Source organism: Pseudomonas sp. LTJR-52 (assembly GCF_003691465.1).
GTDB classification, from domain to species: Bacteria; Pseudomonadota; Gammaproteobacteria; order Pseudomonadales; family Pseudomonadaceae; genus Chryseomonas; species Chryseomonas luteola.
This window is the reverse complement of sequence record NZ_CP033105.1, coordinates 1,440,638-1,453,034: the sequence shown is the minus strand read 5'-3', so window position 1 is coordinate 1,453,034 and position 12,397 is coordinate 1,440,638. Positions and strand designations below refer to the sequence as shown.

Genomic DNA, 12,397 nt, shown 5'->3' with positions numbered 1-12,397 from the left:
GCTGGCAATTGATGAGTAGGTATCGCCCTTCTCGCTCATGCGTCCATAAGGAACAACGATGCTTCAGGTTAACGAACTTCATCAGTATTACGGTGGTAGCCACATCCTGCGCGGTCTGTCCTTTGAGGCAAGAATTGGCGAAGTCACGTGTCTGCTGGGCCGAAACGGCGTTGGCAAGACAACGCTGCTCAAGTGTCTGATGGGTCTCATCCCCTCAAAACAGGGAAGCGTGACCTGGGAAGGCAATGTGATTACTTCGCTCAAGCCACACCAGCGGATTCATGCCGGTGTCGCCTATGTACCGCAGGGTCGTGAGATTTTCCCTAGGCTTACCGTAGAGGAAAATTTGCTGATGGGCCTGTCTCGCTTTCCGGCCGGACAAGCCAAGGAAGTCCCTGATTTTATCTATGAGCTGTTCCCTGTCCTCAAGCAGATGAAGCATCGTCGAGGGGGAGACCTCTCTGGCGGTCAGCAGCAACAGCTCGCCATTGGCCGCGCCCTGGCCAGCCAACCGCGCCTGCTGATTCTTGATGAGCCCACTGAAGGCATTCAGCCCTCAGTCATCAAGGAAATCGGTACAGTCATCAAGCGTTTGGCGGCCAAGGGCGACATGGCCATCCTGCTGGTGGAGCAATTCTATGATTTTGCCGCCGAATTGGCCGATCACTATCTTGTGATGTCTCGTGGGGAAATCATCCAGCGCGGCCAGGGTACACAGATGGAGGCCGACGGCGTACGCGGTCTGGTCGCCATTTGAAAACCGCTTGCCAGAGCACCCAGGCGGCATGCCATGATCCCGTCAGTTCAGCGTAATGATGCTGACGGTAAACCAAAACAGATAAGAGCCGATGAACGCACCAATTACATCCGCCCTATTTACCCCTGCCTGGCAGGCCGAGCTGGAATTGGCCTATTCACGCCAGGGTGACTGGACTCGTCCAGTCATGCGGCGGCATGCCGGTCCGCTGCGGGTGCAGAAGCATTTGCACGCGGAGGGACCGGAGGTGTGCCAGCACATCATTGTTCACCCACCTGGCGGTATTGCCGGCGGAGATCGCCTGGCAATCAATGCTCGTGTCGGTGAGCAGGCCTGGGCGCAACTGACCAGTCCGGGTGCCGCCAAGTGGTATCGCGCGACAGGCCCGGCTCATCAGTGTCTCACACTCGCCGTCGAGCCCGGCGCCACGCTGGAGTGGCTACCTCAAGAAACCATTGTCTTCTCGGGTGCGCAGGCCGAGCTGGCTACTCGTATCAATCTTGAAGGTGACGCCCGCCTTTTTTACTGGGACATGGTTGCCCTGGGTCGCCCCGCCAGCCAAGAGCGCTTTGCTACAGGACACTTCCAGTCTCATCTGGACATCTACCGCGACGGCCATCTGCTATGGCATGAGCGTCAGCGCATTGCCGGAGGCGACCGTTTACTGGAATCGCCTATTGGACTCGCCGGATATCCTGTCTTCGCCACGCTGATCGTGACCGGCGATATTGACGAATCCCTGCTACAGGCCTGCCGCGCCCTGCCGTGCCAGGGCCGTGGCGATCTCTCACAACTCCCTGGCCTGCTGGTAGCTCGTTGTCTTGCCCATGAGGCGTTGGCGGCACGTGCCTGGCTGATCGAACTCTGGACGCTGTTACGCCCTGCCCTGCTGGGCCGCCGCGCCGCCCCTCCCCGCATCTGGAGCACCTGATGGATTTGACACCTCGCGAAAAAGACAAGCTATTGATTTTCACTGCCGGTCTTGTGGCTGAGCGGCGTCTAGCCAGAGGCCTCAAGCTCAATTATCCCGAGGCCATGGCTTTCATATCGGCCGCCCTGCTCGAAGGCGCCCGGGACGGCCAGACGGTAGCCGAGCTGATGCACTACGGCACCACGCTGCTTACCCGCGAACAGGTCATGGAAGGGGTTCCGGAAATGATTCCAGACATCCAGGTGGAAGCTACCTTTCCTGACGGGACCAAGCTTGTAACCGTACACCAACCGATTGCCTGAGGCTGTTATGACGTGCTCTATCGCTCCTGCCCACGAATCCGATCTGCCTGGCATTCTGGCCATCTACAACGACGCCGTGGAAAACACCACGGCGATCTGGAACGAGACCCTGGTCGATCTAGCCAACCGCCGTACCTGGCTGGCAGACCGTACGGCTCAGGGGTTTCCCGTACTGGTTGCCCGTGATGCTGCCGGTGAGGTAGTCGGCTATGCCAGTTATGGCACCTGGCGAACCATTGAGGGTTTCCGTCATACCGTCGAGCATTCGGTATACGTTCGCAGCGATCAACGGGGTCAGGGCATCGGCCCCATGCTGATGAAGGCCCTGATCGAATATGCCCGCAACGCCAATCTACACATGATGGTGGCGGCTATCGAGAGCGGTAATACCGCGTCGATCCGCCTGCATGAGCGACTGGGTTTCGTAACGACAGGCCAGATGCCAGAAGTGGGCCGCAAGTTCGATCGATGGCTGGACCTGACCTTCATGCAACTCAAGCTGGAGTCCCATCATGGTTGACGTCACCCTTGAACGCATCGATGCAGAAACATTTCAGCACTATAGGCAGGGCTTAGGCGCCCTTTTGCGTGATTGTGTTGCAGGCGGCGCCTCGATCGGATTTCTATCGGATCTGAGCGATGCCGAAGTTGACGCATATCTGGATAGCGTTAAACAGGGCATAGCGGATGGCAGCCTTCATCTCTGGGTTGCGCTATTACCCGATCGGACGGTGGCCGGTAACGTGCAACTGGCGCCAGCGACCAAACGCAATGGCCTCAAGCGCGCCGAAGTACAAAAGTTGATGGTACTACGTGGCGCTCGGCGGCACGGCATCGCACATCGGCTGATGATCACGCTGGAAAGCGCTGCATTGGACATGGGGCGCACCCTGCTCTACCTCGATACGCTGGCGGGTTCAGGCGCCGAACAGCTCTATCAATACCTAGGATATCAGCGTGTCGGGGAAATCCCGGACTATGCCGCGAGTCCCGACGGTACCTATCACCCGACCGCCCTTTACTACAAGCAGCTCAGGAGCCTCTCATGATCCCTGGCGAATACCAGATCAAAGACGGCGATATAGAACTCAATGCCGGTCGTCGAACCTTGAGCCTGACGGTAGCCAACACGGGGGATCGCCCTGTCCAGGTCGGCTCTCACTATCACTTCTTCGAAACCAACGATGCCCTCGCCTTTGACCGTGAGCAGGCCCGTGGCATGCGCCTGAACATTCCGGCGGGTACGGCAGTACGCTTCGAGCCGGGTCAGTCACGCGATATAGAGCTGGTGGAGCTGGCAGGCGACCGTATCGTGTATGGCTTTGCTGGCCGTGTGATGGGCCATTTATAACGCGCAGCTCCGATGCAATGAATATCAGTCTTGATGATGGGTATTGCTTCGCACCTTCCATCCCATTGCCAGGATGGTCAAGGCGCGCCGCCTGAAGGCAGTAATACCCCCTACCAACCCACACCCGAAACACAGAACGGGACCGGCGCTGCGCCCCCCTTCCCTACACGATCAGGATGAGTGATATGAAGATTTCACGCCAAGCCTATGCCGACATGTTCGGTCCCACTACGGGCGACAAGGTGCGTCTGGCGGATACGGACCTGTGGATTGAGGTCGAGCACGATCACACCGTTTACGGTGAAGAGGTCAAGTTCGGGGGCGGCAAGGTCATCCGCGACGGCATGGGCCAGAGTCAGCGCTGCGCAGCCGACGTGGTCGACACGGTGATCACCAATGCGCTGATTCTTGACCACTGGGGAATCGTGAAGGCGGATGTCGGCCTCAAGAATGGCCGTATTGCAGCCATCGGCAAGGCAGGCAACCCGGACATCCAGCCGGGAGTAACGATTGCTATTGGTGGCGCAACAGAGGTCATCGCCGGAGAAGGCATGATCCTTACAGCAGGCGGCATCGATAGTCACATTCACTTCATCTGTCCGCAGCAGATCGAAGAGGCCCTCATGAGTGGTGTGACTACCATGATCGGCGGAGGCACAGGCCCAGCGACAGGCACCAATGCGACTACCGTAACGCCCGGCCCCTGGCATATGGCGCGCATGCTGCAGGCAGCAGATGCCTTCCCGATGAACATCGGTTTTACCGGCAAAGGCAATGTGAGCGTCCCCGAACCGCTAATAGAGCAGATCAAGGCTGGTGCTATTGGCCTTAAGTTGCATGAGGACTGGGGCACGACACCGGCAGCTATCGACAACTGCCTTGCAGTGGCTGACCAGTACGATATCCAGGTTGCAATCCATACCGATACGCTGAATGAGTCTGGCTTCGTCGAGACGACCCTGGGCGCGTTCAAAGACCGCACCATTCACACCTATCACACCGAAGGTGCAGGTGGTGGACACGCGCCGGATATCATCAAAGCCTGTGGTTTTCCCAATGTGTTGCCCAGTTCCACCAATCCAACCCGGCCGTTTACCAAGAACACCATTGATGAGCACCTGGACATGCTTATGGTCTGCCATCACCTCGACCCAAGCATCGCTGAAGACGTAGCCTTCGCCGAGAGCCGTATCCGTCGTGAGACCATTGCTGCCGAGGATATCCTCCATGACCTGGGCGCGTTTTCAATGATCAGCTCTGACAGCCAGGCCATGGGCCGGGTAGGCGAGGTCATAACCCGTACCTGGCAAACCGCCGACAAGATGAAGAAGCAGCGTGGCGCCCTGCCTGAAGACGGCCCCGACAACGATAATTTCCGCGCCAAACGCTATATTGCCAAGTACACCATCAACCCAGCCATTACCCATGGTGTCAGCCATGAAGTGGGCTCCATCGAAGTGGGTAAATGGGCGGACCTGGTCTTGTGGCGCCCGGCCTTCTTTGGCGTGAAACCCTCATTGATCCTAAAAGGCGGTGCCATTGCGGCGAGCCTCCTGGGCGATGCCAACGCGTCTATCCCTACGCCACAACCGGTTCACTATCGCCCCATGTTCGCAAGCTACGCCGGTGCGCGTCACGCCACGAGCCTGACCTTTATCAGCCAAGCTGCTTTTGACGCCGGTATACCTGCCCAGTTAGGGCTCAAGAAGCAGATCGGTGTCGTGAAAGGCTGCCGTACGGTAAAAAAGACTGACCTGATCCATAACGGCTATCTGCCAACCATCGAGGTCGATCCACAGAACTATCAGGTGAAAGCAGACGGGCAGTTGTTGTGGTGCGAACCGGCAGAAGTCCTGCCAATGGCGCAGCGGTATTTTCTGTTTTGATCAGGGTCTTGCGGAAGACCCAAGGCAGCGTTACCGCTTCTGAGCGGTAACGCTGCCTTAGAGAAACGGAATTACTTGCTGGCGGCGTCGATGGCCTTCTGCAGGTTTTCCGTATCGGTCGCGCCGGGAATAACGGTCACGTTGTCTGCGGTTGCGCCCTTGGTCGGCATGACTACGAACGTAGGCGTACCCTGGATCTGCATCTTGCTGCCTAGGTCCATGTTGGCCTGGATCTGGGACTCTAGCGTCTTCGCGTCAGCCTTGACATCGGCCAGCTTCAGATCAACGGCTTTCAGAGCCTTCTCCACGTCCTGCTCGGTCAGTTTGCCCTCGTTCTTGCCGGTTGCAAACAGACCGTTATGGTATTTCAGGTAAGCCTCACCACCCTTCTTCGCATACACATACTGACCGGCTTCCGCCGCCAGGATGGAGGCCGGCCAGCGAGCACCAAAGACCGGGAACTCCTTGAAGACGAAGCGAACATTAGGATTCGCCTTGATCAGTCCTTCGACCGTCTCGGACATGTGATAGCAATAGATGCACTGGTAATCGAAAAACTCGACGATCGCCACCTTGGCATCTTTCGGCCCTACGGCAGGCGTCTTGGCATCGTTGAGCAAGGCATCGGCGGAAGCTACGGCACCCACGGTCAGCTGACTGATCTGCTCTTCCTGTTGTTTCTGCTGCAACGCCTGGCTGACCTGAACCAGCACCTCAGGGTGCTTGATCAGATAATCCGCGGCGATCTTGCCAATCGCATCCTGCTGGCTGGCATTGAAACCGCCAACACTGCTATCGGCGTGGGCAAAGGGAGCGCAGGCCAGAACCAATGCTGCAAGAGCTGATTTGGCACGCAGCGTCCGACCTTTGAAATTCTGCATCTGTGGTTCCTTGGCTATGAACGAGGGGAAATAGCACTCCGCCGGTGGGCGGAAAGCTCATGATCGTACCGCATGCCGAGGCCTTTACAAAAACAGGTTGAATTGAACAGGCACAAACCTGAGGCATTCGGCACACCTGAGGGCAATCCAGCAGAATGCCTTGGGGCAGCTGGTCGCCTTCAACTGACGTTTGCCATGAATGAGAGTCCGAATGGTTTTAGCGAGGTAAATGTAAATGACTGATCAAGCTGACTTCATCCGGATAGTCAAGAGCGAAGTGCTCTCCGAAGGCTTCTCCGTACTCAAAAAAAACACCTTCGACTACCGTCGCCGTAACGGTCAGTGGCAACAGCTGACCCGGGAAACCTACGATGCAGGCGACAGCACTACCGTGCTCCTCTATAACCGGGCGCAGCGGACCGTTGTGCTCACCCGGCAATTTCGCTTTCCTGCCTTCGTCAATGGCGTAGCGGACGGCATGTTGCTCGAAACACCAGCCGGCAAGCTTGATAAGGCGTCTCCTGAGAAACGTATTAAGGAAGAGATACGTGAAGAGACCGGCTATGACATCCAGAATGTCACGCCACTGTTTGAAGCCTATTCAACCCCCGGCTCCGTGACGGAAAAGCTCTCTTTTTTCACGGCTGAATACGAGTCAAGTAACCGCAAGGAAGACGGTGGTGGTCTGGAAGGAGAAGGTGAGGACATCGAGGTATTAGAAATGCCTTTCGATGAAGCGCTAGGTTTGGTCAGGCGGGGGCAGATAAAAGACATGAAGACCATCACCCTGCTCTATCACGCAGCGTTACACGTATTCGATAAACCTGTAGCGTAATGTCAGTCATTTTTCGGGCGAGTAAGCTTACTAAGCCCACTCGCCCCAACGCGGTTCCTTACAGGCGGAACCGTGCCATTTGCGTGGCCAAGTGATCGGCCATAAGAGACAGTTCCTGACAATCCGCACGACAGGCATTCACATCCTTGACCGTTGTTTGAGCAAGATCAGCGATACCCTGAACGTTTCGGTTGATCTCTTCCGTTACTGAGCTTTGCTCTTCAGTAGCGGTCGCCACCTGATGGTTTCTATCCGTAAGCTCTTCGACATGCGCAGCAATGGCATCTAATGATCGGCCTGTTTGTCTGCTGGCCTCTACGCCCGTTTCAGTAGCCGATTGTCCGGCACGTATGGAGGCAACGGCCTCGTCAGCACGCCCTTTGAGTTCACCAATCATGCGCTGAATTTCAGAGGTCGCGCTTTGGGTACGGCCAGCCAAGGTACGAACCTCATCAGCCACCACGGCAAATCCACGCCCCATTTCCCCTGCACGTGCTGCCTCAATGGCTGCATTGAGCGCCAGCAAATTTGTCTGGTCGGAAATACTACGAATTACCAGCAAAACCTCATCAATGGTATCGACCTGTTGAGCCAGGGCACCTACAGCGCTTGCCGCCTCCTCAATATCGGCCGACATCCCTTGGACATACTGGATAGATTGCCCAACCACCTGCTTAGCGGATACCGCCTCTTCTTGAGTGCTGCAAGAGACCTCAGCTGCAGCGCCGGCATTGCGTGCGATCTCTTGCACGGTCAGCCCCATTTCATGCACAGCGGTAGCCACCATGTCAGTCATATGCTGCTGCTGGGTCGCTCGCGTCGATGTGCTATCCACTACCTGGGCAACCTGGACCACATTCTGCCGAAGCTGCTCGCTGGTATGCAGGGCATTACCGATCAGCTCGCGCAAACTTTCAACAAATCGATTAAAGCCACGCGCCAGATCACCCAATTCGTTCGCACGGCTTTCATCAAGCCGACGCGTTAGATCGCCATCACCGCTACCAATATCAATCAGCGCGGTTGTTACCTGACGAATCGGCCGAACGATACTGCGCGCCATCCAGACAACCAGTCCCAGAAACGCCAGAACAACGGCCAGACTAATACCTGAAATGACAAGCAAAGCCTTTTGGGCAGGACCATACACCTCCGAAAGCGGCACCTCGCTAACCAGCGTCCATCCAAGCGACTCGACTGGCTCAGCTACCGCTACGTATTCCTGGCCATCTCGCTCAAACATCACAGCCTGACTGTCAGCGCCTTTTGCCTTGGCAATCAGTTGCTGGGCGGGTCCGGTTCCTACTAACTGCTCAAGCATCTTCTTGTCATTGAGTTCGGCTTGGGGATGGATTTTCACCTTGCCGTCTGGACTGACTAAATATACCTGACCCTGCTGGCCAAAACGGAAGTCACGAATCATGTCTGACAATGCTGTCAGGCTGAAGCCTAGCCCTACTACACCCAACAGGCGGCCGTCGCGCTCGATACGCTCATCAATAAATAAGGTGGGCATATGAGTATTGTTATCAATGTCGATCACGATCAAACGCTGTTGTCCGCTCGCCAGAAAGTCATAAAACCACTTGCTGTTCGCTTCGCCAGGTTTGAGCGTGATATCCAAGCCTTTGTTCGTAAAATAATGGCCGGAATCCTTGGAGATGATAAAGGACACGAGCGCGTTGTAATGCTGTTGGAGATTCGATAAATAATGTACGAACTGAGGCTGTTGCTCGACAGCTTCGCCAGCACTCAACCAGTCGGCAATCAATGTATTGTTGGCCATATTACTGGCCGTGGTCAGCGGGACAGTCAGTACTCGCTCAAGATCATTTCGAATCGCTTTGACACTGGTCGGCATAGCCTCTTGAAGCAGATAACGATCGGTTAACCGATTCAAGGCATAGGCATAGATACCGATTACAACCAAGCTGCTAATGACCAAGGCGGCGCCCATGCTCAGGATAAGCTGCCACTGGATACTGTTTCGCCAAAGACGCATAACGTAACGTGCCTCGAATTCCGCGACTGGAAGAGATGCTGCAAAGAGATCTGGAGATGGTTAAGCGGTAACCCTAAATGCAAGGGCATAGCTAGCGTCTAGACGTTCTTTGAGTAAACGAATAAGTAGTGCAACGCGTATCGACGAACAGAAGAAGAACTTTACGGGGAGAGAATGGTTTTTGGAGAGCGGGTGACTGACGGCAACAATAAAAACCGGACAATAAGGAGTTGCCTTTTAACAAAGGCAACGTCAATAGACTCCATGAAGTACGCGTAACGTGCAGTAGCGAGCCCTGCATTTATAAGGCTTTAACGAGCAGCAAGGTGACTCTACTGCCTTGCTCCTACTACTCTTTAGCGTAGCTGACTATCCTTACTGCCGCGTCGGTTATAGCCGCTGAATCTGGCCTGCTCCTTGTCGTGCGCGGCCTGACAGTTAACGCACAAGCGCACGCCCTTTACTGCCTGGCGGCGAGCCTCGGGAATAACCGCATCGCACTCTTCGCAGTGCGTCAGGCTTTCACCACGCGCCATCTGGCTTCGGGCACGCTGGATAGCATCTTCAATGGTGCTGTCGATCTGCTCTTGAACCGCACCGTCGTTTGCCCAACCACTGGCCATAGGACTCTCCCATTAGCTGTGAGACATCCTGTTGATATGGGTACATCTGCACCTATAACAAGAGGCCAGCGCAACGTCATTTACCGTAGCCGACCAATGACATCCTATGACTCGTTTACACCAGATCTGCTCGTGTCAGCTCACTTTTGAGATAGGCGTAATAAATAGGCGCAGCCACAAGTCCTGGTAGGCCGAAAGCCGATTCAAAAACCAGCATGGCTAACAGTAACTCCCAGGAGCGGGCCTTGATCTGCCCTCCGACAATGCGCGCATTGAGGAAATACTCAAGCTTGTGGATAGCGACCAGATAGCACCCTACGGATACTGCCACCCACAGAGAAACCGACAGCCCTACGATCAGAATCAGGGTATTAGAGAGCAAATTCCCGATCACGGGCAGCAGCCCCAGAATGAAGGTCGCTACGATCATTGTCTTGATCAGGGGCAAATGGATGCCACAGAGCGGTAACACACCCGCAAGAAAGACGGCTGTCAGAATGGTATTGATAAAAGAGATCTTTACCTGGGCAAAAACCACGTTGCGAAACGCCTCTGACAGCAGCGCCACACGGTCCAGCAGCGCGGTGGACAGCGGACGTTCCTGGGCTCTGCTGCGCTTGCGCTGCAAGGCAACGGCAGCGCCCAGGATCAGGCCAATTACGAGGGTGACAAAGGTGTGTATGGCATCCTTGCCAATGGTCTGCAGCTCACCCAGGTGAGCACCCAGCCACTCATTGACCGAGTGACGAAAATCCTCAGCGCTGGCGGGCAGGTATTTATCGAGCGCCATCGGAAGTTGCCCACGGGCACGCTCGGTGAGCGCCATGAATTTATCGATCAGACTGCCCGGATTACGGACTTCATGCAGTACAAAACTGATCGCGCCCGCAAAGAATACAACCAGGACACAGACAACCAGGGTCACCAGCAGGGCTACCGCCACGATACGGGCACGATCACCGGAAATAAGCCCCTGCAGGCGAGGCTCCAGCATATTGGCCAGTTCAAAGACCAGCAGACCGGCAAATAGACTAGGGACCAATCCAAGCGGAAAAACCAACATGAGGCTGGCCAGAATAACGAACCAGCTAACCAGAAGAATCTGACGAGGCGTAAATACGGGCATGATGTCCTATGCGTTATAAGGCAGCCTCAAGGAGGCAATCCATTCCATCAATCATTATCGTAAAACAGAGGTGACTACGGCTCTTGCGCAACCTCTATTGTGCCCTGTTAAGGGCCTGCGCGGGAAATACCGTTCATGTCCGGGTCTTTCAAAATTCGACGGCATAACGCCTAAAGCCACTACAAAATGAAGGGTTGCTCTATACTACGCGTTTCCCTTTCAGAGGCTTTGCCACGTGTTCGCCGGTCTCGCTCATTTTCGTCAAACGTACCTTGTCCGCTTCTGGGCTCCCCTTCCGACACTGGTCGCCTTGGGTGTCCTTTCGGCGTATTACTTCACGCTCACCCATACGTTCTGGGCCGTCACCGGAGAATTTACCCGTTGGGGAGGACATGTACTGTCCTGGTTCGGCCTCCATCCTGAGGAATGGAGCTATTTCAAGCTTATCGGTTTGCAGGGCACCCCGCTGGACCGGATCGATGGCGTCATGATTGCCGGCATGTTTCTCGGTGCCTTGAGCATGGCGTTGTTCGCAGGCAATGTGGGCTGGCGCTGGCCTACCAGTCGTAGGCGCCTGCTGCAGGGATTGATTGGTGGGATCGTTGCAGGCTTCGGTGCTCGCCTGGCCATGGGATGTAACCTGGCCGCCTTTTTTACCGGCATTCCGATGTTCTCCCTACATGCCTGGGCTTTCATGCTGGCGACTGTCGCAGGAGCCTGGATAGGGGTAAAGCTCAGCCTGCTGCCCTTTCTGAGAGCGCCACTCAAGGTTGGCAAAACCCGCTCGCCCATGCCTTCCCCAGATGCGCTTGCACGCCGGGCCAGAACACAATCCCGCCTGGGCATCACCGTACTGTGTGCCGCGGCACTGCTGGCTGCCTGGCGATTCGAAGCCTCCTTTGTATTGGGTATCGCCTGCGTATTCGGACTCTTGTTCGGTACCCTGATCGAGCGGGCTCAGATCTGCTTTACCAGCGCCGCCCGTGACATCTGGACGACCGGCCGCACTCGGGCTGCCCAAGGGATTCTGTTGGGGATGGCGGTTGCGTCCATTGGCACCTTTGGTGCAATTCAGCTGGGCGTTGCGCCCAAGATTTTCTGGATGGGCCCGAACGCCATCATTGGCGGCCTGCTCTTTGGCATCGGCATCGTATTGGCCGGTGGCTGCGAGACCGGCTGGATGTACCGCGCCGTGGAAGGACAGGTGCACTTCTGGGTAGTGGGCCTGGGCAATGTGATTGGCGGTACGTTGGTGGCAGTGTATTGGGACGAGCTGGGTAATGCACTGGCGCTTCCTTATCCTAAGATCGACTTACTGAAAGCCGTCGGCCCTGGCTATGGTTTGCTACTGACCTTTATCGGCCTGGGCATCACCCTGCTATTGATTCAACTTAACGCTCGCCGTTTCGGCACCTCCAGGAGAGTCCATGAGCACACAACCGGATCTGTCTCTCGACCTGAGGGGCGAACACTGCCCCTATAACGCCATCGCTACACTGGAAACTCTGGAAACGATGCAGGCTGGTCAATTGCTCGAAGTCATTACCGACTGTGCGCAGTCGGTACATGGCATTCCAGAGGATACCCAACGCTATGGCTATCTGTGCCGTAGCGTCGAGCAGCATGGCTCGCTGTTCCGCTTCCTGATTGAGGTCCCTGCGGAAAAGGCAGGCCAGACGGCAGCCAGCGTTACCGTGTAGTCA

At 55.9% G+C, this 12,397-nt stretch carries 14 protein-coding genes and 1 pseudogene; 10 read left to right on the top strand and 5 right to left on the bottom strand.

What is annotated here, in order from left to right; all coding sequences use genetic code 11:
• The first annotated feature begins 58 nt into the window (after positions 1 to 58).
• From urtE to ureC, 7 genes are all read left to right on the top strand, one after another.
• Positions 59 to 757, top strand: coding sequence for an urea ABC transporter ATP-binding subunit UrtE (gene urtE / locus EAW52_RS06645; protein WP_122041861.1), 699 nt, complete (start codon positions 59 to 61; stop codon positions 755 to 757).
• 91 nt (positions 758 to 848) lie between these two features.
• Positions 849 to 1,688 carry an urease accessory protein UreD gene (locus tag EAW52_RS06640; RefSeq protein ID WP_122041860.1) on the top strand — a complete coding sequence of 280 codons (840 nt, stop codon included), beginning with the start codon at positions 849 to 851 and terminating at the stop codon, positions 1,686 to 1,688.
• The gene (locus tag EAW52_RS06635) at positions 1,688 to 1,990 is read left to right on the top strand and encodes an urease subunit gamma (RefSeq protein ID WP_010795439.1); all 303 of its coding nucleotides are present in this window, start codon (positions 1,688 to 1,690) and stop codon (positions 1,988 to 1,990) included. The genes EAW52_RS06640 and EAW52_RS06635 overlap by 1 nt, the downstream gene beginning before the upstream one ends.
• 7 nt (positions 1,991 to 1,997) lie before the next feature.
• The gene (locus EAW52_RS06630) at positions 1,998 to 2,510 is read left to right on the top strand and encodes a GNAT family N-acetyltransferase (RefSeq protein ID WP_010795440.1); all 513 of its coding nucleotides are present in this window, start codon (positions 1,998 to 2,000) and stop codon (positions 2,508 to 2,510) included.
• The gene (locus EAW52_RS06625) at positions 2,503 to 3,039 is read left to right on the top strand and encodes a GNAT family N-acetyltransferase (RefSeq protein ID WP_122041859.1); all 537 of its coding nucleotides are present in this window, start codon (positions 2,503 to 2,505) and stop codon (positions 3,037 to 3,039) included. The genes EAW52_RS06630 and EAW52_RS06625 overlap by 8 nt, the downstream gene beginning before the upstream one ends.
• Positions 3,036 to 3,341 carry an urease subunit beta gene (locus EAW52_RS06620; RefSeq protein WP_010795442.1) on the top strand — a complete coding sequence of 102 codons (306 nt, stop codon included), beginning with the start codon at positions 3,036 to 3,038 and terminating at the stop codon, positions 3,339 to 3,341. The genes EAW52_RS06625 and EAW52_RS06620 overlap by 4 nt, the downstream gene beginning before the upstream one ends.
• Positions 3,342 to 3,526: 185 nt before the next feature.
• Complete coding sequence (gene ureC, locus EAW52_RS06615) at positions 3,527 to 5,227, top strand: urease subunit alpha (protein ID WP_122041858.1); 1,701 nt, start codon at positions 3,527 to 3,529, stop codon at positions 5,225 to 5,227.
• A 71-nt stretch (positions 5,228 to 5,298) separates the two neighbouring features.
• Here ureC and EAW52_RS06610 read toward each other — a convergent pair whose 3' ends face one another.
• Positions 5,299 to 6,108, bottom strand: a complete 810-nt coding sequence (locus tag EAW52_RS06610) for a DsbA family protein (RefSeq protein WP_122041857.1) — start codon at positions 6,106 to 6,108, stop codon at positions 5,299 to 5,301.
• 235 nt (positions 6,109 to 6,343) lie between these two features.
• Between EAW52_RS06610 and EAW52_RS06605 the strand changes: the two genes are divergently transcribed.
• Positions 6,344 to 6,943: an NUDIX domain-containing protein gene (locus EAW52_RS06605; protein WP_122041856.1), complete on the top strand. Its 600-nt coding sequence runs from the start codon at positions 6,344 to 6,346 to the stop codon at positions 6,941 to 6,943.
• A gap of 58 nt (positions 6,944 to 7,001) precedes the next feature.
• Here the strand turns inward: EAW52_RS06605 and EAW52_RS26770 are convergent, their stop codons facing one another.
• The 4 genes and pseudogenes from EAW52_RS26770 to EAW52_RS06590 all read right to left on the bottom strand — a co-directional run bounded on the left by EAW52_RS26770 (position 7,002) and on the right by EAW52_RS06590 (position 10,694).
• Positions 7,002 to 7,730 carry a methyl-accepting chemotaxis protein gene (locus tag EAW52_RS26770; protein ID WP_372238908.1) on the bottom strand — a complete coding sequence of 243 codons (729 nt, stop codon included), beginning with the start codon at positions 7,728 to 7,730 and terminating at the stop codon, positions 7,002 to 7,004.
• 126 nt (positions 7,731 to 7,856) lie between these two features.
• Positions 7,857 to 8,804 (bottom strand): annotated as a pseudogene (locus EAW52_RS26765) (cache domain-containing protein); the annotation flags it as partial.
• Positions 8,805 to 9,301: 497 nt separating this feature from the next.
• Positions 9,302 to 9,568, bottom strand: a complete 267-nt coding sequence (locus EAW52_RS06595) for a DksA/TraR family C4-type zinc finger protein (RefSeq protein ID WP_019364310.1) — start codon at positions 9,566 to 9,568, stop codon at positions 9,302 to 9,304.
• 115 nt (positions 9,569 to 9,683) lie between these two features.
• Complete coding sequence (locus EAW52_RS06590) at positions 9,684 to 10,694, bottom strand: AI-2E family transporter (protein ID WP_019364309.1); 1,011 nt, start codon at positions 10,692 to 10,694, stop codon at positions 9,684 to 9,686.
• A 235-nt stretch (positions 10,695 to 10,929) separates the two neighbouring features.
• Between EAW52_RS06590 and yedE the strand changes: the two genes are divergently transcribed.
• Together yedE and yedF are read left to right on the top strand one after the other, a co-directional pair.
• Positions 10,930 to 12,177: a selenium metabolism membrane protein YedE/FdhT gene (gene yedE / locus EAW52_RS06585; protein WP_122041855.1), complete on the top strand. Its 1,248-nt coding sequence runs from the start codon at positions 10,930 to 10,932 to the stop codon at positions 12,175 to 12,177.
• Positions 12,122 to 12,394 carry a sulfurtransferase-like selenium metabolism protein YedF gene (gene yedF, locus EAW52_RS06580; protein ID WP_074825034.1) on the top strand — a complete coding sequence of 91 codons (273 nt, stop codon included), beginning with the start codon at positions 12,122 to 12,124 and terminating at the stop codon, positions 12,392 to 12,394. The genes yedE and yedF overlap by 56 nt, the downstream gene beginning before the upstream one ends.
• Positions 12,395 to 12,397: the final 3 nt, after the last annotated feature.

Excerpts from the sequence above, each read along its gene's own strand:
- urtE (WP_122041861.1), top strand. The coding sequence starts at position 59 with ATGCTTCAGGTTAACGAACTTCATCAGTATTACGGTGGTAGCCACATC.
- EAW52_RS06640 (WP_122041860.1), top strand. The coding sequence starts at position 849 with ATGAACGCACCAATTACATCCGCCCTATTTACCCCTGCCTGGCAGGCC.
- EAW52_RS06635 (WP_010795439.1), top strand. The coding sequence starts at position 1,688 with ATGGATTTGACACCTCGCGAAAAAGACAAGCTATTGATTTTCACTGCC.
- EAW52_RS06630 (WP_010795440.1), top strand. The coding sequence starts at position 1,998 with ATGACGTGCTCTATCGCTCCTGCCCACGAATCCGATCTGCCTGGCATT.
- EAW52_RS06625 (WP_122041859.1), top strand. The coding sequence starts at position 2,503 with ATGGTTGACGTCACCCTTGAACGCATCGATGCAGAAACATTTCAGCAC.
- EAW52_RS06620 (WP_010795442.1), top strand. The coding sequence starts at position 3,036 with ATGATCCCTGGCGAATACCAGATCAAAGACGGCGATATAGAACTCAAT.
- ureC (WP_122041858.1), top strand. The coding sequence starts at position 3,527 with ATGAAGATTTCACGCCAAGCCTATGCCGACATGTTCGGTCCCACTACG.
- EAW52_RS06610 (WP_122041857.1), bottom strand. The coding sequence starts at position 6,108 with ATGCAGAATTTCAAAGGTCGGACGCTGCGTGCCAAATCAGCTCTTGCA.
- EAW52_RS06605 (WP_122041856.1), top strand. The coding sequence starts at position 6,344 with ATGACTGATCAAGCTGACTTCATCCGGATAGTCAAGAGCGAAGTGCTC.
- EAW52_RS26770 (WP_372238908.1), bottom strand. The coding sequence starts at position 7,730 with ATGGTGGCTACCGCTGTGCATGAAATGGGGCTGACCGTGCAAGAGATC.
- EAW52_RS06595 (WP_019364310.1), bottom strand. The coding sequence starts at position 9,568 with ATGGCCAGTGGTTGGGCAAACGACGGTGCGGTTCAAGAGCAGATCGAC.
- EAW52_RS06590 (WP_019364309.1), bottom strand. The coding sequence starts at position 10,694 with ATGCCCGTATTTACGCCTCGTCAGATTCTTCTGGTTAGCTGGTTCGTT.
- yedF (WP_074825034.1), top strand. The coding sequence starts at position 12,122 with ATGAGCACACAACCGGATCTGTCTCTCGACCTGAGGGGCGAACACTGC.